A 22108-nucleotide genomic window follows, 5' to 3' on the forward strand; every position below is an offset into this window, starting at 1 on the left:
TCAAAAGGTATAAGAAAATGAAAAAGACACTTTTGGCACTATCGGTTAGTGTACTTGCAGCGACCACATTTAATGTTAATGCTGATGCGCTTATTGGCTCGAAATTACAAACGTTGTTACCCACTTTAGTTCAAAGTACTAAAGTGATTGTTTCAACTCACCATTACAATGAACTCGACAATGTTATGGCAACTTTAAACGTTCCTTATTTAGCGTTAAAAGTATTACCTATGGCAGGAACTTCCTTAACTCGCAGCCAAATCAATAGCTTAGCTAAAGATTCACGAGTTAAGAGTATTTATTTTGATGCGCCTTTAGAATATTACAACTATAACTCTGGCGAAATTACCAGTGGTCATCTAGTACATGACGATTATGGTGTTTATGGTGAAGGTTCAACGATTGCAGTACTAGATTCAGGTGTTGATGCAACACACCCTGATTTATTACTCGGTGAAAAAACTATCCAAAATGTTAAAATTGCTGGTGATCTTGATTTTGCTGGTGGTAAAAACTTATTTTTAGAAGGTGTGCCAAATTCGGATACGAGTTCAGGACACGGTACACATGTTGGCGGCACTGTTGCCGGTAGCGGTGAAGCATCAAGAGATGATGAACGTAGAAGTTTTTACCAGGCAGGCATCGCCCCAAAAGCAACTTTGGTGGGTCTAGGCGCTGGTGAAGCAATTTCAATTCTTTATGCTATTGCTGGCTTTGATTATGCAATTGCTAATAGCGAACGTTATAGCATAGATGTAATAACTAACAGTTGGGGTGGAGGTGACGGTGCAAGCTTTGATCCAAATAATCCAACCAATCAAGCTTCTTATCAAGCTTACAAAAAAGGCATCGTAGTGACATTTGCCGCTTCTAATAGTGGTCCAGATGACAACACCCTTAATCAATATGCAATTGCCCCATGGGTTATTAACGTTGCTGCTGGCACAACAGACCGTCAATTAGCTGATTTTTCAAGCCGAGGCGTTGAAGGTGACTGGATTAAAACACCTGATATTACTGCGCCAGGTAGCGCGATTGTATCAACACGAGCACTTAACACGCCATTGGGCGCTGCAGGTCCTATTATCGACCCTGCACATCCAGAATATCATCTGTACTACGCAAGTATGAGTGGTACGTCAATGGCAACACCATTTGTTGCTGGTGTGGTCGGTTTATTGTTGGAAGTGAATCCACTGTTATCACCCGATCAAGTTGAACAAATTTTAAAAGACAGCGCAGATGAAATGCCGGGTTATAAAGTTCATCAAGTAGGTGCGGGTCATATTAACGTAAAAGCGGCTGTAGATTTGGCCAGAGTTACTATCGGTGAAAGAGCAGACTTTATCAACGGACAAACTGGCTGGTCAAGCCAAGGCGTTTGGTCTGAAGTTTCTGAAACTGATAACAATATTAATTACAAAAAACGTTGGGCTGTAAAAAATAGTACCTTATCGTCAGATGGCACCTTTAAGCAAACACGACGTAGAAACGCGCAAATTAGCTTTGATTTCATTGGTGATAGCGTTCAATTAAAATATATAACTAATAATAGAAAAGGTCATGCCGAATTATTTCTTGATGGTAAAAGCCAAGGTTTATTAGATTATTATTCACCTCAACGTCAAGTTAAAACCGTTGCATTTAGAGATTTATCTACCGATAGCGTTCATAGCATAAGTCTTAAACGCGTTAACGGTACAGTTTCATTTGACGGTATTTTACTCGACGGTCAATTAGTCGACTCAGCTGCAGTCATTATAAAAACAGACAGTAACTTTGCCGGTTCAGTTGGCCCATCATATGAAAATATGGAAGTGTCAGACCATGATATACAGCTGACAGACAACGTTTCTATGCTTAATGCTGTGTTAACTTGGTCAGGTGTTGCAGATTTAGACTTTGACTTGCTTAACGAAGCCGGTGAAGTTGTCGCTAACAGCGCCTCTTTAGATAACCCAGAAGAAATTAACTTTCGCCCAACTAGCGGCGGACTTTATACGCTACGCGTTAATGGTTATATTTCAGTAGCTACTGACTATACGATTGCAGTAACAACATCAAAACTTGAAACTAATGATTAATTATTTAGTTTAAGTATTAAGCCGCTAGATAAACTTAGCGGCTTTTTTTATGGCTGATTTTTATTTATTTTATTTATTTATTTTGTTCAACCTAGTCATTAATCATCAATGCTACTTTCTGGTTTAGCGTTTCTTGCGCAAATAAGACAGTAGAGTCACTACCTTTAACGATCACTAAAGCCAAAAAAGCGATACGTTGTAATGTACTAGATGAGTATCAAAAAGGTTTATTAACACGAACGTAAAGATGAATGTTAACAATTAATAGCGTAATACCATCGGTGTCCAATTAAATAACGAATAAAAAAAGCGCTAATCATGACGATTAGCGCTTTTATAATCAAAGATTACAATCTAAATTAAGATTTTTTCTTTAAAGACCTCGTCATTAATCCCATCAGCCCTAACGCAAATATTGCTAATGTAGACGGCTCAGGAACATCGGTTACTGATGAAGATACTTTACCCAATGCATCAGCGTTAACAGGCGTTGCAACAGCGAACATATTAAATGGGTCACTCAAGGTAAATTCATTTACCACTACAGAAAAATCGGTCGTCCCTGCTTCTATTGCCTGCAATGTGAACTTTCCTAATAAAAAATCACCACTCGATGGAATAAAATCAACAAATCCAATAGCTACGCCACTTCCAACTTGACTCCACAACATAGCAAAAGGTGAAAGAGTAATGATTCCGGCGTTAGCGTTTCCGCCAAATGTTGCACTCAAGATTAACTACTCGTGCAAATGCATCGGGTGCCCGTTTTGTATACCAGACTTTGTAAAAAATTGCGTACCAAAGCCACTTTATCGATTTCACCAAAAATTAGTAGTGAAAATAATTAATTGAAACGATCATTTTCAATAATAGAGAGCAATATAGGGTGTTTAAATAAAAACAAAGAAAATGCAGTTTAACTTACTAATACTGCTTAAAAGTAGTGGCCACTTGACCATCAGGATGGATAATTAAATAATGGATGCACTATTTATTCAATACGTATATTTATACCTTCTCTTATCGTTGATTCCTCACTAATAAGATATTTTTTTGGTGGGTGGTAAAACACTTTTAACAAAAAAAAAGGCAAAAAAAAGCCCACTTATATCACTAAGTGGGCTATTACTTTTTTAGTAAATGATTAAAGTGTCGCTGTTGTACCCATCATTGGCGCAGCAGTTACTGACTTAGCATCGTCAGGTTCGACGACCATAATCGTGCCATTAGCTGGGTTTACTACAAACTCAACTAGCTCCACAGAACCTACAGCAGACTCAGCAGTACTTGCTTCGGTACTCGCATCTGATTCATTTAGTACCATTTGGTCTAACACAATAGTAAATTGAGTTGGACCATTGGCATAACCTTTAACACGCAAGGTGTAGCTTTCACCACCAACAACCGTACTACCTACCTGCTCTGAAGGACCTAAGTTACCAGAAGTAACCATGACTTTACCTTCACTGTCGAGCATTGAGAAATCCAAATCTGGATAGGCTCCCCCCACTTCAGTATCTGCTGTTAAGGTTGCAACAATACTTTGTGCACTTGTCTCTGCTGTAAAGACCACATCAACATAATCAACACCGTCAGCAACTTCTACGTCTGTAGTGCCAATAGCAACTAAGCCTTTATGCTCAGAGATATTATGATAAACCACGGTACGATCAGCACTTGGTGATGTATCAACAGGTGCTTGCTTACCATTAGCCGCTTGTGATGGCATTAGTACTTTAGCGAACACTTCGGCCGTAAAGGTAAACTGTTCAAACCTTGGGTTGTTGAACACATAAGTACGAGCAGAAGAATCCATTCCTGGTGCTAAAGATTCGTTATACGTAAACGTTGCGGTATTTCCATCTTGGCCAGTACCACCATTATCAGCGTTATCCAAAGTCACTCTAGCGTTATTAATCGAAACAATATTAAAGTTAATAGGGCCAAATAAATCCACGTCACCTGTATTTGTTAACGTATAATCAATACTAACCTGACCGTCCGGAACTAAATAATTACTGAATTTATATTCAATATTATCAGTAATATCCGTTGTTTTTAACTGAGTCATCGCCGTGCCTGATAAATCAGAAAAACCAACTTGACCCGAAGCATTAACTTCAATAGCACGAACAACATATTGATAATCATAAGCATCAATACCTTGACCTGCGCCACGACCAAAACCTTGTCCTTTATCGCTGTAACTGGCACTCGTTACAAATTCAACATGGGTATAGCCATTATTTTCTATATCGCCGTCGACATATTCACGACCCGGTACACCAGCGAATAAACGAGCTGGACTGCCACCTTTACGCTTTAATATTTGATAGCCAATGGCATTATCTACTTCATTCCAAGTCACTTCAATCGTGTCTGGTGTTGTAATCGTTGCAACAATATTTTGTGGTGCAGCTGGTGCTTCTTGATTCGCAGTAAATTTACTTACCGCTGTTGAAATCATCTGCACACCACCTAATGGAGCTGAAGCGTTTAATCCCAATTCACGAGCGGCAAATACACGTTCAATAATAGCATGATGTTGACCTAGAGATTTAGCATCTACAGAGTCAGCTGGATATAGCATAGCGTCAGCTGTTAATGCCGCATCTCGCGCTTTAACAAAGGTATCTGGCGCACTAACACCTAAAACATACATAGAGCCAAGGAAAATGCGTTCCCACGTTTCTTTACCTAAACTGGTTAACTGTGTTGCATCACCCGTTGTTGGATCTGGGCGAGCAAAGTCGTTAGCTGGATACATCTCGAGCATAATTTCTCGTAAGTCCCACATCGCGCCGGCATATATTTCGCCATCTCTGTGTACTTCAAAGTCGTCTTCGCGTGTGCCTAATTGTGAATAACGTAATTGGCTTTGGCCACTACGAATATATTCAAAAGAATCAGGATCTGTACCATTTTCGCGTAATAAGTCTCTTAACCCACAACCTGCAACCGGGTAACTACCTAAATCAGGTGTTTCACCTATAGTATAAGCCCATAAATCGGCTTGCCCTTCGTTCAAGGCGCCACCTTCAGGGCTACCTTCAAAGCCAGCAATAGGTGTGATAGTCGCATGCGTACCTTCGTGCATTGGTACACTAAAGTCTATTGCTAAGTTGTTAAAGTAATATCCATGACCATAAAATGTTGGGTTAACAACCACTTCCTGACCACCAATTTCTTGTGTAAGTGGTATAGCAAAAGCATTATCTAAGTTTACTATTTTATTTAATAGCTCAGGATCACTAAAGTCTATATCTTGAGCTTCTAGTGCCATAAACACGTTAGGTATATGAACGACACCTACTAAAGGCGTTGACTCATTAGGGTATTGATCAGGAAAACTACCACTGCCAAACCCTCTAGCATGAACATCGTCACCATCTTTGTGTAAATAGTCTAAATATTCCATTAAGTTAGTGATATATATAAATTGACTAATACCATCGAATTGCTGTGCAGGCTCAGCAGTATGATCTTTTTCATTAACGCGGCCATAAAGAGGTGCAGCGTCTTGGTCAAAATAATAAGTGCCTAAAGCCGCTTGAGCGAATGGCAATTTGCTCGATGAAGCATTAAGAATAAGTGCATTAGTACCCGTTAATACACTGCCAACACCTGTTACTCGGTTAGTTTCATCAAATTTTCTTAATTTAATGCGCAATAACCCTTCAGGTGTGCCCGTTAAACCGCCATCTGCATCAACAATTTCACAAGAGTCTTGTAATTCTTTAGTGATCGGTGGGAAAGTCGGAAAATAATCAGCAAATTGATCGGTGGGTTGTGGCTCTTCGGCCGTGCGCACTTGATCTTCACGGTAAACTATCTCACCGGTTTGTGCATCAACCATGTATTTAAATACGCCAAAAGGATTCGTTGAGTAGTAATAAAACTGCCAAACTAAACTATGGCTATCAGCCGTTTGCACTATGCGTAGCTCTGGTATCGGTGTTTTAAACACACCTAGCTCTGCTGCTATTAATTCATAGGCCGGGGTTAGTATTGACATAGCCTCTGCGGGGATATTTTTTTGGAATTGTACAAGATTACGCGTTGCCATTAACACCGCATCATCAGCAGACAATCCCGGTTGACCCGCTACTGTAAGGGCTTTTTGATAAGGACCCATAATGGCGCGAACGTTGTTGTTACCATCAATAACAACACCTAAACCATTGCCATCAACAAGAATACCATCGACAACTTGATCGAAACGAACAACTTGTCCACCTAATGCTGCTTTAGAGCGATTAGGATTATATTTCAATTGGTCATTGCTTAAACCTTCAAAAATTTGCTGATTGTCGGTAATGAAATTACGCGCCATATTCTCAACAGAGGTACCCGCCGTTTTAACGGTCATACCGGTAATAGCATCAACAGTCCCTGTTGCTTGATTGATATTTACCTGTGCGTTTGGATTAGCTGCTTGAAAGTGACTGATGGCTTGAGCCTGATCAGCGCTTAAACTCATTAAAGTATTTAGGCCCGTATCTTGAATTTGATTAACGTTTGGTACACCAGCAACGTCAAAATTTAAGATTTTATTAGCAGCATTACTTCCAGTAATGATATCGCTTGTTGATGCATGAACTTGACTAGATATAACGCTTAGCGGAACAGTCAGTGCAAAAGCAATGGCACTTGATATTAATGTATTCTTCATTGTAATCACCTTTTATTATTTGTGACCTTGAGCATGATAATTAAACATATAAGTCAACATCATTCGCTTTCATGGACACTTTATGGGTAAGAAAATTATTTACTTAGTTAGGGTGCCCATTTCTCAGACAAAAAATAATCAGGTATTTCCCTCTTTTACACTAGGTATTAACCCCCAGTGTTATTACTGCTTATCTATGTAGAGGAAAAAAAGTAAAACAAAAAGCCAGCCTAAAATATTGATATACAGACTTAAAAAAAACAAAACCTTTAAATTTGTATTTTTATTTAAATAAACTTGGAATAAATATCTCACATCATCCGTTATCTAAGTGTCATTAACATAAACAAACCTTAGAGGAAGCAAACATGACTTCATTAAATAAAATTGCAAAAGTATTGGTAGTAAGCGGATTAAGTTGTTGGGTAAGTGTTGCACAAGCAAACACGATTCAAATTAATCAAGACGCCCAAGTTAATCAGAATACTCAATTATCTCAAGGAGTTGATAGCACTGATAATTCAGCACAAATGTCGGTACATTCAGACAGTTCCGCAACGAGTAATACACAAGTTACGGCTAATAACGCAGACAACAATCCGCAAGCCTCTGCTCCAAGTGAACCAGCGCAAAGCGAACCAACAGAGCAGCAAATCAGTAATAGCGTTAATGCAACAAGCGTTAAAGCTTTTGATAGCAATAATCAGATGGTTGCGACCCTAACAAATAATATGGGAAGCACTGTCAATATAACCGCTGGTGTTGCGGCCACGTTGAGCCAATCACTGACCCCATCACTTACCCAAGTAAGCACAACAGAGCTACCAGAAGATGATATTCCCCAAGAGAGTGAAGCGACACCTGGTGAAGACTTAGCTGAATCTGAAGAGGTTGCTAGGGCGTCCAACCTTGATAGCCAAACGTCTTTTGCTAATACGTCGCAGCTGTCGCAGAGTTTATCGCAAGGCATGTTTGAAAATATGTCGGGAGGCTTACAAAATGCCAGTGCGTTAGATACCGCCACCTCTTTAACTGGTTCCTCGCAACTGTCGCAGAGTTTGTCAGGAGATTTGCAAAACATTGCCGCTGCAGATGCAGCAGCACAAACCACGCAAGTCTTGGAGCAAAGTATTAATGCCAATATTGTTAATTCAATTACCAGCGATACGCAAAGTGTTATTACTCAAGACGTGAATAGCCAAATTAGTCGTGTAGTTACTGAGCAGGTTAACGCTGAAATTGCTGCAGCAACTGCCGCTGAAGTGGTAAGCACTTTGGCAAGCGACTTAGCTATTGGCTTGTAATCTTACTGACTAACTTGTTAAATGCGCCAGTTACCCTGGCGCATCCTATTTAAGGAAATTAAGATGAAATATATGTTGAGCAGTTTAGGGTGCATCCTTAGTATGCAAGTGATGGCAGCAACGCCAGAGACATTTACTTTTAGTGGTGAGGCTTCGCTGGCTTTAATAAACAACTCAGCGCTTAGTGTCGATGAGCTTGATGAAGTTTCCTCACAGGGTGACAGTGGCATTCAAAAAACGGCTGCGGTTACTGGCTTGTGGACGTTCAATAATAAAGCAAAGTTAACGTCATCATATCGATATAATGACCAAGATTATCATCAGTTAGATTCTTTTGATCTTGCCTTACATCAAGTCAGTATTGATGGGACCTATAAATGGCAGGAAAAAGATTTAGGGCTACGTTATGACGGTGCTAAAGCTAAGTTAGCAGGCGAGACATATTTAACCTTTCAACAAGCCAGTATTTACTTGGGAACTTTTCTTCAACCCCAAACATTTTTACGCACTAGCCTTAAAATAAAGCGTAAAGACTTTGCCGTAATAACTCACCGAAATGCCAACACTTTTGCTGTAAGTACTGAATTATTTCACTTTATCAATGACGGTCGCACTATGCTGATGCTAGGGCTTAGCGCAGATAAAGAAACGGCAACAGACTCACAGTTTAATTATGGTGGCTATGGGGTTAACACTAAGTTATCTCAAAAATTTGAATTATTTGGCTTAGCTCACAAAGCAACTATCGGTTGGCGTTTTCAATCGAAAGATTTTCAAGCAGTCAGCAATAATGATATCCCTAGTCAGCGTGAATCAAAAGCAGATGAACATAGGCATATATTTCACGGACAGTGGCAGTTAAACGTTAACGAACATTTAGTGGTTATTGGCAACGTTGAATATGGCGACTACCGTTCAGAGCTTGATAGCCAAACATACACTCAAACCCTTTCGACTTTAGCGATTAAAGCGCAATTTTAACGGCTTACTATCGCGCCGACACCATAAATAGGGTCCTTACCGCGAGGACCCAAATCTATTGTTGATTCATTGAGCTTTTCTAATAATTGATTTCTATTGACGCCAATTTTTGCAATTAAACAGGCTAAAGCTGCGGTTACGTAAGGTGCGGCAATCGATGTGCCTGACTCCCGCCCCACCCGCTGACCACTTTGTGCCGTTAAGACATTAACCCCTAAGGCAGAGTAATCGACATAATCACCGCGATTTGACCAACGGTAAGGTTGTTGAAATTGGTCAATAGCACTCACCGCAATAACATCTTTATAAGCCGCTGGAAACATCGGAGGAGCCGCCGGACCTTCATTACCGGCTGCAGCAATAATTAAAGCGCCCTTTGCCATGGCCGAAGTAAGCACAGCCTGCAAAATTTTATTATCTGGGCCCGCTAAACTCATATTGATCACTTTTACGTCTTGTTCTATTAGCCAATTTATTCCCGCTATCATCGCTGACAAAGTTGCACCCTGAACATAATCTGACTGCTGGTAAAATACTTCTGCCGAGTAAATTTGACCCTGTGGTAAAAGCGGTACCAACTGCACGGTCTTGCCAACCAATAAACTTGCGATCACGGTACCGTGTTGAACTGAGGCAGCTAATTCAGCAGGCAAAAAAGACTTTGCGGTAATACTTGCCTGCTTAAAAGCATCATGGTTGGTGTCTATTGCACTATCAACTAGACCAACTTTTACCTTTAGCTGACAAGCATTAAATGGGCTTTTAGTTTTTAGCTTTTCACCGACTACTTTTTTATTCGTAAGCTGACGGGCTTGACTTTGTGTTTGATAAATATGATTTCTAGCTAAACTCAGTGACGCTTTGGCAGAAAGTATATTTATTAAGGCTTTCTTTGAGTCGAGAGCTTGTGGCACATTAAAACGTAACAATGTCATGCCCAAACCAGAATAACGAGATTCATTAATTATCACCGCACCCTGGCCAATTAAGCGTGCCTTATTAAGGTCGTCGGCTAAGAGTATCCATTGTCCCTTCACGGCTCGCCATCCCTGTTCTACCTCAACATCAAACCAAAGGTGTTTTCCTGTTACTGTTTCTATTGATAATGAATCAGATAAAGCCGTAAGTGGCTCAGTCGTCAATTTATCAACATTGGGTAAGCTACTTAACGCAAATGGCGCTAGTTTACGCGGTACTTTTATTTGCTGGCTAATATCGCCTAAATTGCGTTCTACTAGGGTTATATTTCCTAAAACATCACCGCTAGTGAGTTGTTGTGCCGGTAGCGATGTACTAAGAATTGAAATAAATATGGCGGTAAGTGGTAAGGTTTTCATGTTAGTCTTCAGCCTAAAAAATAAGTGTGTCGTTAATAAAACGTTTCAACTAAAAATAAATTTCCTTTTATGGAATAAATATTTTTTAGATACGTCTACTTAGTAGAGAGGAGTAAAAAATGAATAAACCTATAGAAAATATACTACCAATGCTAAGACGCTTTGCCTACTCTTTAACGGGTAATCCTGCTGATGCAGATGATTTAGTACAAACCACGCTAGAGAAAATACTCAATAAAGGTGTGCCTAGTGGAGTAGACGAAACTAGGTGGGCATTTAAGGTTTGTCGCAATGTTTGGATTGACGAATATCGGTCACGAAAAGTTAGGCAGAATGCGGTACTCAAACCAGAGCTTCAAGAGCCACAAACTGCTAATGAACACCAACAATTTGACAACAAAGAAACGCTGGCACACGTTAATAAAGCAATGAGTACCTTGCCTGACGATCAACGGGCAATTTTATCTTTAGTGGCCGTTCAAGGCATGTCATATAAAGAAGTGGCTTCTTCTATGGAGATCCCTGTTGGTACGGTGATGAGTCGGCTATCTCGTGCACGTGTTGCACTAATGGATATGATGAAACCCTATCAGATAGGAGCAGGTTATGAAAATAGACAATGAAATATTGAGTGCATTTTTAGACGCCGAACTGAGCGAAGAAGCAATGGAAGAGGTCCGTTGTGCGCTAGAGACTGACGACGATTTAGTGATGCGTTTGGCTGACTTATCACAAGTTGATCACTGGGTTGACGAAAATGCTGCCATTATTGATAGCACTACAATGCCTGATAGTATCTTACTCTTAGCACAAGCCTTAGATAAAAAAACAGCAGAAAATAAAGAAGACCAGACGCCTGAAAATGTTGTTAGCTTGTCACGCTGGAAAAGTGTTAACCAACGCATTAAAAAACATTACGCCTTAGCGGCAGGTATTTCGATGATATTTGGCGTAGGAACAATAACCCTAATGCAGTCAGAGCAAACAACTGCGATTACTGCAGAGATATCACAAGTGTTAGATAAGGCAAAAAGTGGTGAAATGTCGTCAACAGACCAAGGTGATAAGGTCATGGCTAATTTAAGTTTCACTAATCATGCGGGTAATTTTTGTCGACAGTTTCAGCACATTAATTTACAAGCGGCCAGTATCAACATTGCCTGTAAAGAAAATCAGCAGTGGCAGCTTAAAATCACCAAAAACGTAGCGTTTTCCCAAGATATGGAAAATTACCGTGTTGCCAGTAACGAGGCACAACTAGACAGCGCTATAGATGAGATGATCAAAGGACAAGCAATGGATAGCGCTCAAGAACAACGAGCAATAAACAATAACTGGCAAACAAATAAACAATAACTGGCAAACAAATAAACAATAACCGAGGTACATTATGAAATCATTTATTCCCTTTTTATTCGTAACTTTATTAATATCAGCTTGTGCTTCTCAACCTGACTACCGCCCTTCAACTAAAGGGTCATCAGGTTATAGTGAGCAAAAAATTACCAGTGATAGGTATCGTGTACAATTTAAAATCATCTCTAACAGTGTCGCTGATGCATCTGATTATGCGCTATTAAGATCCGCGGAGCTCACTCAAAAGCAAGGTTTTGATTGGTTTGTCGTGACCAATAAAGAAACTTTTGTTGAGTCTCAAAAAGTAGAGGTTGCCTCTGCATTTGGTTTATCGCATCAACAGCGCATTGAACGCCGTTGTGGCCTATTCAACTGTGAAACCTACCAACGCCCACATAGTGAAATAGGAATTGCCTTTAATAGCGGCAATAACCGTAAAGAAGTGCATAGTATTTTAGAGATTCGAATGGGCAAAGGCATTATGCCTAATGAATCGACTTATAGCGCCGTTGATGTGATTGAAAACTTGTCACAAAAACTGGATAAGCATTAGATAAAAACATGTGATAATAGCTAATGTAAACGCTAGCAATAATCACATAACTTGAGGTAGCTGTTAATCTACTTATTAAACCCGGTAACATGCATGTTACCGGGTTTTTCTATAACTAAAGGGTAAATATTCAAGGCCCCATCACTGTAAACAGCATAAGACACCTCTTTTGAATGAATTAATACCCATAAAAATCAAGTACTTACCTAAAAATTAAAAAAATAGCACTCATATTAATTTTAAATTAATGTGACCTGCAAAAGAATCGAATGCTAGAATACACAATAATTCAAATTAATCGGATCAGTTATGAAATATGTTGTATTGGTTATAATTATTGCCTTGGTAATTTTCTTTATTTCAAAAAGTTCAAATGATAAAAAAGCCGCAGTTGAAAATATAGCGATAGCTAACCAGTTCTTAGCTACAAATAAAACCCTTGAAAATGTTGTTGAAACAGCTTCAGGTTTGCAATATCTAGTATTGGAAAAAGGTGATGGATTAAAGCACCCAAGTGCCAGTTCAAAAGTGAAAGTGCATTATCATGGCTCTTTACTCGATGGCAGTGTATTTGACAGCTCAGTTGATCGCGGTGAACCCATTAGTTTTGGCTTAAACCAAGTGATACCTGGCTGGACTGAAGGTCTTCAATTAATGGTTGTTGGTGATAAATTTAAGTTTTTTATTCCATCAAGCTTAGGCTATGGCAATAAATCTGCAGGAAAAATAACCCCCGGTTCGTTACTTATTTTTGAAGTGACACTACTCGACATTCAGTAAATAAAATATCTAAAACAGCAATAATAGAAATATCATTGCTGTTTTATTTAGTCAGATGATTAGGTCTTGCCAGCATATAATAGCCACTATATTTTGTATTGATAACAGCGAACATACGGCTGTTAACTACTCACCTTTGCACTGTAAACAGAATAGAACAATGCTAATAGCAAGCAAATAACAGCAGGAATTAATAAAGCATTAAACTTAAACATACTGAAAAAATAAGCACCCAATCCTCCACCAACAATAAATCCCGTTATTATCAGTAGAAATAATACCGCCTTTCTTTTATCAAAGAGTTCGCCTCGAAGTCTTGAACCTAACATAAGACCAAGATCGGTAAATAACCCAGTTACATGTGTTGTTCGAACAACAGCGCCACTATAGGTTGTCACTAGTGCATTTTGAAGCCCACATGCAGCCGAAGCTAAATAATGGCCAAATAGTGATCCCTTGGATAAGAAATACATTGATGCGAAAATAATGATTGCCTCCAAGATAAGCAGTCGACTGTAATTACGACCCAACTTTAACGAAGCACTATTTAGGAAATAGCCTGATATGGCAGAGCCTACTATGAAGCTAAGCAGAATTAAAACCAAATGAAGCGTATCAGAAAAACTTGAGTTTAAAACACCTACGCCAAGCAGTGTTGCTGTTCCAGATAAGTGTGAAATAGATTGGTGATTAAATCCTAAAAGTCCAACAGCGTTAATAAAGCCCGCAACCAGTGCTAAAACAAACGAGCCATACTCTACCCACCGAGGTAATTTTGATATCACGATAATCCTTTAATCACAAATGCCACGTTAAGCGCCGATTTGAGTGACTTATAGTTTTTGTGTAAGTGCGGCACTTATAGCGATAGTAAATAACAATATTAAAGCAGCAAGTCCTTTAATTACACCTTTTATACGTTTATATGAGAATTCATTATTCCTTTTATCGTAATGATCGATAATTTCAATCAAAAGATATAAAGCACCTAACAAAAGAGCAGCAAAAGAAAAATATACTGCATTACCTTGAAAGGTAACTTCACCTCTTCCCAGGGGGAGATAAAGAGTACCGCTATAGACACCATAACTGCCATAGCAAAGTAAAAAAATAATAAGTATTTTTTTAGCTACCCGCTGTGGTAAAGGGATATCATTTGGAACATAGTTTTCACTATTTTCTGACTGCTTTTCCCCACGACGCATACATTAGATCCTTGATAAGTTCGCTTATAAACTAAATATATATTTTATCGCAAAATAAATAATACTCATGTGCGTTAACATTAAAATCTAGTTCATCTTTAAATAACAGGGATTTTCAAATCAAAACACCCCATACAAAATCCCACGCTATTTATCGTTTAGTATCGCAGGCAATCGTGTCTTAATTATAATCTTTCTGGAAAATTACAAAAAATACCATCGATATTTAATTCTTTTACTTTGGCAATGTCATCATAGTCATTAACCGTATAAACATAAACTTGTAACCCTTTTTGATGTGCGTCATCAACAAAGTCCTGATTGATAAAATCTAGACTTAAGTTGATGGATTGAGCATTAAGTTCAACGGCACAATCAGCATAAGAAAGAGGAACGCCTTCAAGCAAAACACCGATGGGTATTTGAGGATACAAATGTTTAAATTTATTTAATTCATGATGATCAAATGAAGAAACCATAAAATCAAGCTCAGACCAGCCCTTTTCTTTTATGTATTTATCTATTACCTGATACGTTGCAATTGCGGTACTTCTTCCCTTTAATTCTATATTTACTATCACGCTTTTATCAACAAGATCTAAGACTTCTTCAAGTGTTGGTATCAGTTCACCTTTTCCCGCGTCTAGTTGTCTTAGCTCAACAAAGGTTTTATCTTCAGTATAGCCTATACCATTAGTTGTTCTGTCTACTTTATCGTCATGTATAACAACAAGTTCACCTGTTTTACATACATATACATCTAATTCGATCGCATCAACATTTAACGCTAATGCTTTTTTAAAAGACCTTAGCGTGTTTTCAGGTTCATGACCCATTGCGCCACGATGTCCTATTTTTAGTATCTTTTTATCCAAAATTTATTTCTCTTTATTTTCTATAGTAAAATAATTAACACGACAATATCAATACGCATAGCGCTCATTAACACCCAACTGCTATAAAAACAGTTCTAGCACTTTAGAAGGCCTACCTAGCTTTTTAATGCATTTTTTAAAGGTGTTAAATGAGACTCATAATTGCGCCATTGTTCAAGACCACTTTGATAAATAGGTTGTCGAACTTGCTCAGAGCTAGGCGTGCGAACAGCGCGTTTATTTGTATGAAAATCAATACAAGCCTGCTCAAAAGGAAGTCCACAATAGTCTAATATCCGCCGAACTTGGCTTTCCAGATCAGCAACCACATCTTCATACTGCACACGTAAAATCTTACCGGGTAATTCTTTGTCCCAATGGTCCATCAACTCAACATAACTACGATAATAATGTCCAATGTCTTCAAGATCATAGGAAAACTGCTGCCCCTCACCAAACAATTGTTTGAAACCACTAAAACAACAGGACAAAGCATCGCGTCTCGCATCGATAATTTTCGCGTTAGGCAAGATCAGATTGATAAGCGCAATATGCCGGAAATTGTTTGGCATTTTATCGATAAAGAACATTGCTCCTTGGCGATGATGCCGAGTCTCTTCAATATACAGCTCGCCCATTTTAGTGAGGTCAGCAGCAGTAATATTGCTTAGAATACTCGGGTATTTGGGGGTGTCACGCGTGGCTTGTCGACCATTTAAGCGATGTGCTAGACCGATAATGTTGGCCAATTCCATTGTCCCATCGACCTGTGAGTGTGAAGAGAGAATTTGTTCTAAAAGTGTCGAGCCCGCTCTGGGTAGTCCAACAATAAATATAGGATCTGCAGCAGAGCAACCGGTTTGTTTATGGCGATTGAAAAACGCAGCGTCAAAATTATTTTTCTGAAATTCAAACGATAACTCGAGAGATTTGCTGTCAAATTTGTCTTGCTCGCTCTTGAGTTTGTTGCCGCGATGGTAAAAAGAGAAGGCTTCGTCAAAGAGCTCACTGTCTTCTAAGTCTTTGCCAAGCGCAAAGCAAAAATGAATTTTATCATTTATCGATGTAGTGGCACTTGCTTCTTGAACCCTCATTTGCTGACGTTCATCAGAGGTAAATCGGTAAGTTTTTAAATTGGCCAAACTCCAGAAAGCATCACCAAAGTCAGGTTTGAGATCGTAGCTTTTACGGTAAGCTTGAATCGCGTCTTCAACACGCCCCATCGTTTTTAATGCATGCCCAAGAGTTAAATAGATAGAATAATTAGCTGCGTTGCTATCCAATACACTTTCAAAGGTGCTTATAGCTGCTTCAAAATCTCCAGTGGCTTGTTGCGCATTGCCGAGACCAATTTTAAACGTTGCATTTTCCGGGTCTGAATCTAATAGAATTTTTGCTTGCTCAAGTGCCTTATTAAATTTTTGTCGTTTATGCAGAACATGAACATAGTCAAGGCGTGCTCTTTTGTAATTTGGTTCAAATTCAAGGCAGCTGGCTAATAAGAACTCCGCGTCATCAAGAATTTGAAACTTTGTTCCTAACTCAGCCAATAAGCGCATAGCTTCTGGTTGATGGGGATTGTCTTTGAGAAAATGACGACAGAGCCATTCAGCACGATGTAATTGCTTTTGATATATTAAGCTAGAAACAGAAACTAATGCTGGCGGCAAACTGGAGAGCCAATCAGCACGTTTTTTTGCTTCCTGATGCATCGGATAACCAGGTTGGTCTGCTAAAGCGCGCCAACTTCCAAACAAAGCTGGATTTAAGGCGACTGCTTTTTCAAAGGATGCTATCGCTTGGCTAGTGTTCGCCATTGCTTTGTGAGTATAACCTTGCTCTTGATGCGCCCGGCCATGGTCCGGTTGTTTTATAAGAATTTGATCAAGACTTGCCATAGCCAGATTATATTTTTGTTGTTTACGCTGACAGACTGCAAGACAATAAACACCTTCAATATGTCCTGGATTTTCCGCAAGCATATCTTCTAGGTTCTTAGCTGCTTGGCTTAAGTGGCCTTTTTGAATCAAAAGTTGACACTGTTTAATAACTTGGTCTGGTTGGAGGTTTTTCAATTGATTTGGCAAAATAATGTCTCGGTAAATATCAAGAGATGGTTGATATTGTCTATAAATATACAAAAAAAATGGGTCGACGTTATTAAACGCCGACCCTATCTTATCTTAAAATACTTTAAAATAATGTAAAATGCTAATAATCATAGCTTATTCTAAAGCCAACTGTTCGGGGTCTCGTTGGTGAAACCCTAAAGACATTATCAGCTGAACCCGCAGCAACTTGTCCAAGAGAATCGGTAGCATTGTCAATAAAGAGTGTTGCTTTCCAGTCATCTTTTCCAATAGAGGCAGATAGGTTAACTTGATTATAAGACGGTAACTCGACACGATCAGCAGCAACTAAGCTATTAAAACGTGAGTCTGTCCATTTGAATACGCCTTGAAAAACAGCAGCAAAGTCGCCGATATTTTGATAGTAACGCGCGCCAACCACACCTTCATTTTCTGGTGCGTAAGGGAGATTAGACCCTACTGGTGTGATATTAACTAAGGTGTTTGGAATATCAGTCAACTCTGAATCAATGTAACTAAATGAGCCAAAAAGGTCGACATTATCGGTCGCAGCCCAGTTAAGTTCAAATTCAACACCATTGATATCAGCAGAGCCAACATTATCAAAGAATGAGCTATTAGCGATACTAAGATCAAGAACGCCTTGCTGCATGTCACTGAAATCAACATTGTATATCGCGCCATTAAAACGCAAAGTATTATTAAGCCAAGTTGTTTTCCAGCCTAATTCAACACTGACAACATCATCGGTATCAAAAGTAGCGGGAATACCACCAGTGCCAACTGCACGATTGAATCCACCGCCTCTAAAACCTTCAGAATACGTAGCATAAAACATCGCGTCAGCATTCATTTCCCAGCGTATATTGGCTTTGTAAATGGTTCCCGATATCGTTGCAGGCGTTAAACCAGCCAGTCTTGAATCGACATTTGTTCCGGCATCTGCCTCTGGTCCAGATGCTCTTTGACCGTAAGGAGATTGTCCCATTAAGCCCATTTCAATATTATAGTGACGTGCACCAACTGTTACGGTTACCTCTTCAGTAACGTCGTAAGCAAGCTCACCAAATACAGACATTTCTTCACGGTCTGATTGATAATCATTGAAATAAGTTACGCCCGGCGGTCGAGCACTGCCATCGGTGTTAGTGAAAGCACCCGGTATTGGAAAGTTTGGTGAAAATCCAGCGGCAATAGAACCCGCATAAGTAAAGTCAGTTAACGTATTAAGTTGCTGATCATCATAGAAAACACCACCAATCGCTCTAAAACGGTCTTCCGCATTGGTTGCAACACGAATTTCGTGCACAACGCGTTCTGTTTCAAACTGCTCAGAAGTAGTCATCACAGGACTAAAGCATTCATCATAACCTGGGTAACTACAAATGTAGTAAGGAACATATGGTCCTATTTCTATATAAGCAGTATAGTCAGTATTACCTTGGAACGTGCGGTTGGTGAACGAGCCGTTATAAATAACTTCAAGGCCGCCAAGCATACCATTCAATGTCCACTGTGTTAGGTCAACTTTATCATCACCAGCCGTCGGCGAAAAAGTGGCTGTATTTAAGTCGTCTTCAGTGCTGATAGAGGGATCATATTCAAAAGAACCTTCAGTATCTAGCTGTTGGTTTGTGTGCTGTACTAACAAATCCCATTCGTCATTGATTTGCCATAAGCCACTAATTCTAACGCCACGGTGTGTCGCTTCATTGTAATCATCTTTTGCAAGTGTAGAGTTACTGACTACTTGTCGAGATGAAGGAACGCTGCCACCCAGTCCTGGATTAGTTAATGGTAATTGCGTTGTAGACAGCGCATTATCAATAAATCCACCATCAGTAGAATTATAAGCTGCAATTCGTATGGCAAACTCATCTTCTATAATAGGAAGATTGACATAACCTTCAGTTTTATTACTGATGCCACCGCTCTTGGTCGATGACATACCTACCTCGCCACCGGCTCTAAATTCGTTCAATTCCGGTTTGTTGGTAATAAGGCGAACGGTACCTGCTTGTGAACTAGCGCCAAACAATGTGCCTTGAGGACCTTTTAACACTTCGATACGTTGCAGATCAACCGCATATAAATCTATATTACGACCTGGAGTAGTGATTGGAGTTTCATCAAGGTAAAAAGCAACGCTTGGCTCGCCCCCTATGCCTGCAAGTCTAACATCAGCACGACCGGCGGATACACCACGGATATAGGTTTCTTGCTTACCAGGACCTTGACCTTCAGAGCTAACACCCGGTAGTAATGCAATATAATCTTCAAAGCTGTCAATACCCAGTTGCTGAAGTTGTGCTCCACTAATGGCTTGAACAGCAAGCGGCACTGCTTGTTGGTTTTCTGAACGGCGAGTTGAAGTAACCGTTATAGTTTCAATCTGGCGCTCAGTCTCAACTTTTTTGTCTTCTGCTTTACTCTTTTCTTGAGCTTGAACGGCACTACTACTCAATGCAAGAGCGATTGCCATGGTCAATACGGTTTTAACTGGTCGGTTTTTATGATACATAAGTACCCTCGTTGATTATTTTCTGTGACTTAGCAGATACTAAGTAAATTAATAGATCAATATCGAAGCAAAACGCTTATCAAGTGACAGCCTTTTGCTTCTTTGTGACAAACCGTCAAAAGTTTTCGCAAACAGCTGTGTCGTTAAAATAGCCTGTAATATAACTTAATGATTAATATCACAGAAATTTTTGAGTTGTAGCATACTACAATATCGGAAAGATTACTGAATATAGCTAAAATAAACAGTAAACTTCGGTGAAAAGATGGTATTTTGAAGAAGTAACGTTTAGAACGACTCACGGGGTTTATTTAAGCTTGTGGCGATAAACTCTTAAAGGGTTAAAGAGTTTATCGCACTAAATACCTTACTTGACGACACTTTCCCCTGACTTTGCCGCTTTATATTCCGCATGCATAAATGCCCAAACAGATATAATACCCACAGCTGAAATCAATATAAGCATATTCATAAAGCTAGACCAACCACCCGCACTATCAGCTAACCTGCCGCCGATAAAAGCAAATGTTGCACTGGCCGCAAAACCAAAAGCATCAATAAAACTCACCAACTTTGCACTGTGGGGTCCACCATATTCGATAGAGAATATTGACATAGGTAGGTAATAAGCGGGAGAAATTGAAAAGGCGAATAAGAAAATTGCGCTCAAAGCGACAATGTAATTCACTTCAACACTCAAATCAAACCAAGATAAATACTTCAGGGTCAGGATACTCAATAAACTCACAGTCATCGCTATCGTTAATACGGTGCGAATACCTTTCTTTGAAAATCGGTCGTAAAATGCTATCGAAGCTAACAATCCAGCCAAAGAACCTACGGGGAAAATAGTAGAAGCCATTGCTGCTTGTGAAGGAGATAATTGATAGGTTTCCATAAGATAAACGGCAACAAAGTCTAAAAAGGCCATCATACAAGTAAGCATCATTAGCATTAGCACCACGAGCCAAACTCTTGGACTTTTAATAAATGCCAACATACCTGCACCCATACTCGTATCTTGAAGTGGGTGGTTATATTTGTTATCAACAGCCTGCTTTGCTGCTTTGGCTAGCGCTATACCTTCGGCACTGGTATCAGTATGATCACTTTCAATTTCTCTAAAAAAGTTGGGGTTTTCTGGTTTTTCTTGTAGAAAAAAATAACAACCAATAAAAACAACCAGTCCAAAAGCCGCAGCGATGAAAGCGACTGAACGCCAATCCATAAAGCTTAATAACCAACCAAAGAATAAAGTCGCTAACACAACACTAAATCTAGAGCTGGTAGAAATAATACTCCAAACTCGCCCGTAATGATGAGGGTGATACCATTCGCCAACCAGTTTGGTCATCGCTGGCCAACCTGAAGATTTTGTACAGTACAATAGGAATGAAAAAACAGTAAAAGCCATTACATTAGGAGAGAGTCCAAAAGCAATAACAAAGAGCGCCGTTAGAAAAATGCCAATCAAAAAAGTAAAGCGCCCACCTATAATATCAGCAAGGGGCCCCCAAATGAGCTTGCCAACCAATGCACCTAAAGTACCATAAGCAGCAAAATCACCCAGATTAGTTTTTGTTAAGGCTAAGGTTTCATCGGCAAGCAAGGCAGGACTAAGAATAGTGACCATTTGACGACAAATCATCATGGCGGCATAGCCAAGATACATGGCGATAATAATATTTAATTGCTTTGGGGGTCGGTTAGACATAATTTCTCTATGAACAGTTGTAATATAGTTAATGGTACTCCTATAAAACAATGGCTCTGTTGGGTTAATGATTATGGATTCGATGATACTATGTTATTCAGTAGTTTACGTCAAACACGCCAAAAAAATTAGCCTTATATCAAACTGACAATAATTACAGATGCACTACTTTCAAGTAAAGTGACGATATTTTATTCAAGAATATTTTGAGTTTAAATTAAAAAGATAATTGTTACAGCCTCTATCGTTTATAACAACAGAGTTATTAGCCATGATCGATATTCTCTCGTTAAGCAGAAAATACAATCAAATTCAGCTGTGAATCTTTGAACATTTTTACGAAGTTATTAATGCAATATAATTCAAGGGAAAACTATATAAACGATGTGAATAATGACTTGTAGTAATGAGAGATATTTTAATTAACTGAATACGAAGTTTAGAAAAAGGGTGCCCGGTGTACTGAACGCCATTGAACGTCAGCCAATTCTTCTTGGCGGTATATCAGCTTACCAAAAACATCGAACATCCGCGATAAAATACTTTTTACCAACCGGCGCTAACAAAGGTTTTCCACTGTCGCCACTTGCATACCGCGTGACAAGCCTTGGGTAGGTGTTAAGACTATACATCGTA

At 39.3% G+C, this 22108-nt stretch carries 17 protein-coding genes; 8 read left to right on the forward strand and 9 right to left on the reverse strand.

All coding sequences use genetic code 11. From position 1 onward, the window contains the following. The first annotated feature begins 17 nt into the window (after positions 1 to 17). Positions 18 to 2084 carry a S8 family serine peptidase gene (locus H4J70_RS01065; protein WP_182222033.1) on the forward strand — a complete coding sequence of 689 codons (2067 nt, stop codon included), beginning with the start codon at positions 18 to 20 and terminating at the stop codon, positions 2082 to 2084. 359 nt (positions 2085 to 2443) lie between these two features. On the opposite strand, the gene H4J70_RS01070 is transcribed toward H4J70_RS01065, so the two are convergent. Further along, positions 2444 to 2815 (reverse strand): PEP-CTERM sorting domain-containing protein, encoded by a 372-nt coding sequence (locus H4J70_RS01070; RefSeq protein ID WP_259367978.1) that lies wholly within the window; start codon positions 2813 to 2815, stop codon positions 2444 to 2446. A 413-nt stretch (positions 2816 to 3228) separates the two neighbouring features. Then, on the reverse strand, positions 3229 to 6756 hold the full coding sequence (locus H4J70_RS01075) for a M36 family metallopeptidase (RefSeq protein WP_182250509.1): 3528 nt from the start codon (positions 6754 to 6756) through the stop codon (positions 3229 to 3231). A 368-nt stretch (positions 6757 to 7124) separates the two neighbouring features. Here H4J70_RS01075 and H4J70_RS01080 point away from each other — a divergent pair, with 368 nt between their 5' ends. Then, positions 7125 to 8060 (forward strand): hypothetical protein, encoded by a 936-nt coding sequence (locus tag H4J70_RS01080; RefSeq protein ID WP_182250510.1) that lies wholly within the window; start codon positions 7125 to 7127, stop codon positions 8058 to 8060. 63 nt (positions 8061 to 8123) lie between these two features. Continuing rightward, complete coding sequence (locus tag H4J70_RS01085; RefSeq protein ID WP_182250511.1) at positions 8124 to 9041, forward strand: surface lipoprotein assembly modifier; 918 nt, start codon at positions 8124 to 8126, stop codon at positions 9039 to 9041. On the opposite strand, the gene H4J70_RS01090 is transcribed toward H4J70_RS01085, so the two are convergent. Beyond that, complete coding sequence (locus H4J70_RS01090) at positions 9038 to 10378, reverse strand: S8 family serine peptidase (RefSeq protein WP_182250512.1); 1341 nt, start codon at positions 10376 to 10378, stop codon at positions 9038 to 9040. The two genes, H4J70_RS01085 and H4J70_RS01090, sit on opposite strands and share 4 nt — an antisense overlap. Before the next feature lie 119 nt (positions 10379 to 10497). Between H4J70_RS01090 and H4J70_RS01095 the strand changes: the two genes are divergently transcribed. The 4 genes from H4J70_RS01095 (at position 10498) to H4J70_RS01110 (ending at position 13067) form a co-directional block, all read left to right on the forward strand. Next, positions 10498 to 11001, forward strand: coding sequence for an RNA polymerase sigma factor (locus tag H4J70_RS01095; protein WP_182250513.1), 504 nt, complete (start codon positions 10498 to 10500; stop codon positions 10999 to 11001). Then, positions 10985 to 11734, forward strand: coding sequence for a hypothetical protein (locus H4J70_RS01100; protein ID WP_182250514.1), 750 nt, complete (start codon positions 10985 to 10987; stop codon positions 11732 to 11734). The genes H4J70_RS01095 and H4J70_RS01100 overlap by 17 nt, the downstream gene beginning before the upstream one ends. Before the next feature lie 34 nt (positions 11735 to 11768). After that, positions 11769 to 12287 (forward strand): CC0125/CC1285 family lipoprotein, encoded by a 519-nt coding sequence (locus tag H4J70_RS01105; RefSeq protein ID WP_182250515.1) that lies wholly within the window; start codon positions 11769 to 11771, stop codon positions 12285 to 12287. 309 nt (positions 12288 to 12596) lie between these two features. Then, positions 12597 to 13067 (forward strand): FKBP-type peptidyl-prolyl cis-trans isomerase, encoded by a 471-nt coding sequence (locus H4J70_RS01110; RefSeq protein ID WP_070373680.1) that lies wholly within the window; start codon positions 12597 to 12599, stop codon positions 13065 to 13067. Positions 13068 to 13189: 122 nt separating this feature from the next. Here the strand turns inward: H4J70_RS01110 and H4J70_RS01115 are convergent, their stop codons facing one another. The 6 genes from H4J70_RS01115 to H4J70_RS01140 all read right to left on the reverse strand — a co-directional run bounded on the left by H4J70_RS01115 (position 13190) and on the right by H4J70_RS01140 (position 21472). Next, entirely contained in the window at positions 13190 to 13852 is a 663-nt protein-coding gene (locus tag H4J70_RS01115) for a YoaK family protein (RefSeq protein ID WP_182250516.1), read from the reverse strand. Positions 13853 to 13900: 48 nt separating this feature from the next. Next, positions 13901 to 14272: a hypothetical protein gene (locus H4J70_RS01120; protein WP_182250517.1), complete on the reverse strand. Its 372-nt coding sequence runs from the start codon at positions 14270 to 14272 to the stop codon at positions 13901 to 13903. Between the two features lie 185 nt (positions 14273 to 14457). Further along, positions 14458 to 15147, reverse strand: coding sequence for a glycerophosphodiester phosphodiesterase family protein (locus H4J70_RS01125; RefSeq protein ID WP_197517634.1), 690 nt, complete (start codon positions 15145 to 15147; stop codon positions 14458 to 14460). Positions 15148 to 15263: 116 nt separating this feature from the next. Then, positions 15264 to 17222, reverse strand: a complete 1959-nt coding sequence (locus tag H4J70_RS01130) for a tetratricopeptide repeat-containing sulfotransferase family protein (RefSeq protein WP_259367979.1) — start codon at positions 17220 to 17222, stop codon at positions 15264 to 15266. A gap of 136 nt (positions 17223 to 17358) precedes the next feature. Next, positions 17359 to 19758, reverse strand: a complete 2400-nt coding sequence (locus tag H4J70_RS01135; protein WP_182250519.1) for a TonB-dependent receptor — start codon at positions 19756 to 19758, stop codon at positions 17359 to 17361. Positions 19759 to 20125: 367 nt separating this feature from the next. Beyond that, the gene (locus tag H4J70_RS01140) at positions 20126 to 21472 is read right to left on the reverse strand and encodes an MFS transporter (RefSeq protein ID WP_182250520.1); all 1347 of its coding nucleotides are present in this window, start codon (positions 21470 to 21472) and stop codon (positions 20126 to 20128) included. 450 nt (positions 21473 to 21922) lie between these two features. Here H4J70_RS01140 and H4J70_RS20845 point away from each other — a divergent pair, with 450 nt between their 5' ends. After that, positions 21923 to 22087, forward strand: coding sequence for a hypothetical protein (locus H4J70_RS20845; RefSeq protein ID WP_310733595.1), 165 nt, complete (start codon positions 21923 to 21925; stop codon positions 22085 to 22087). Positions 22088 to 22108: the final 21 nt, after the last annotated feature.

This window comes from Colwellia sp. BRX8-9, from assembly GCF_014077245.1.
In the GTDB taxonomy this organism is placed as follows: domain Bacteria; phylum Pseudomonadota; class Gammaproteobacteria; order Enterobacterales; family Alteromonadaceae; genus Colwellia_A.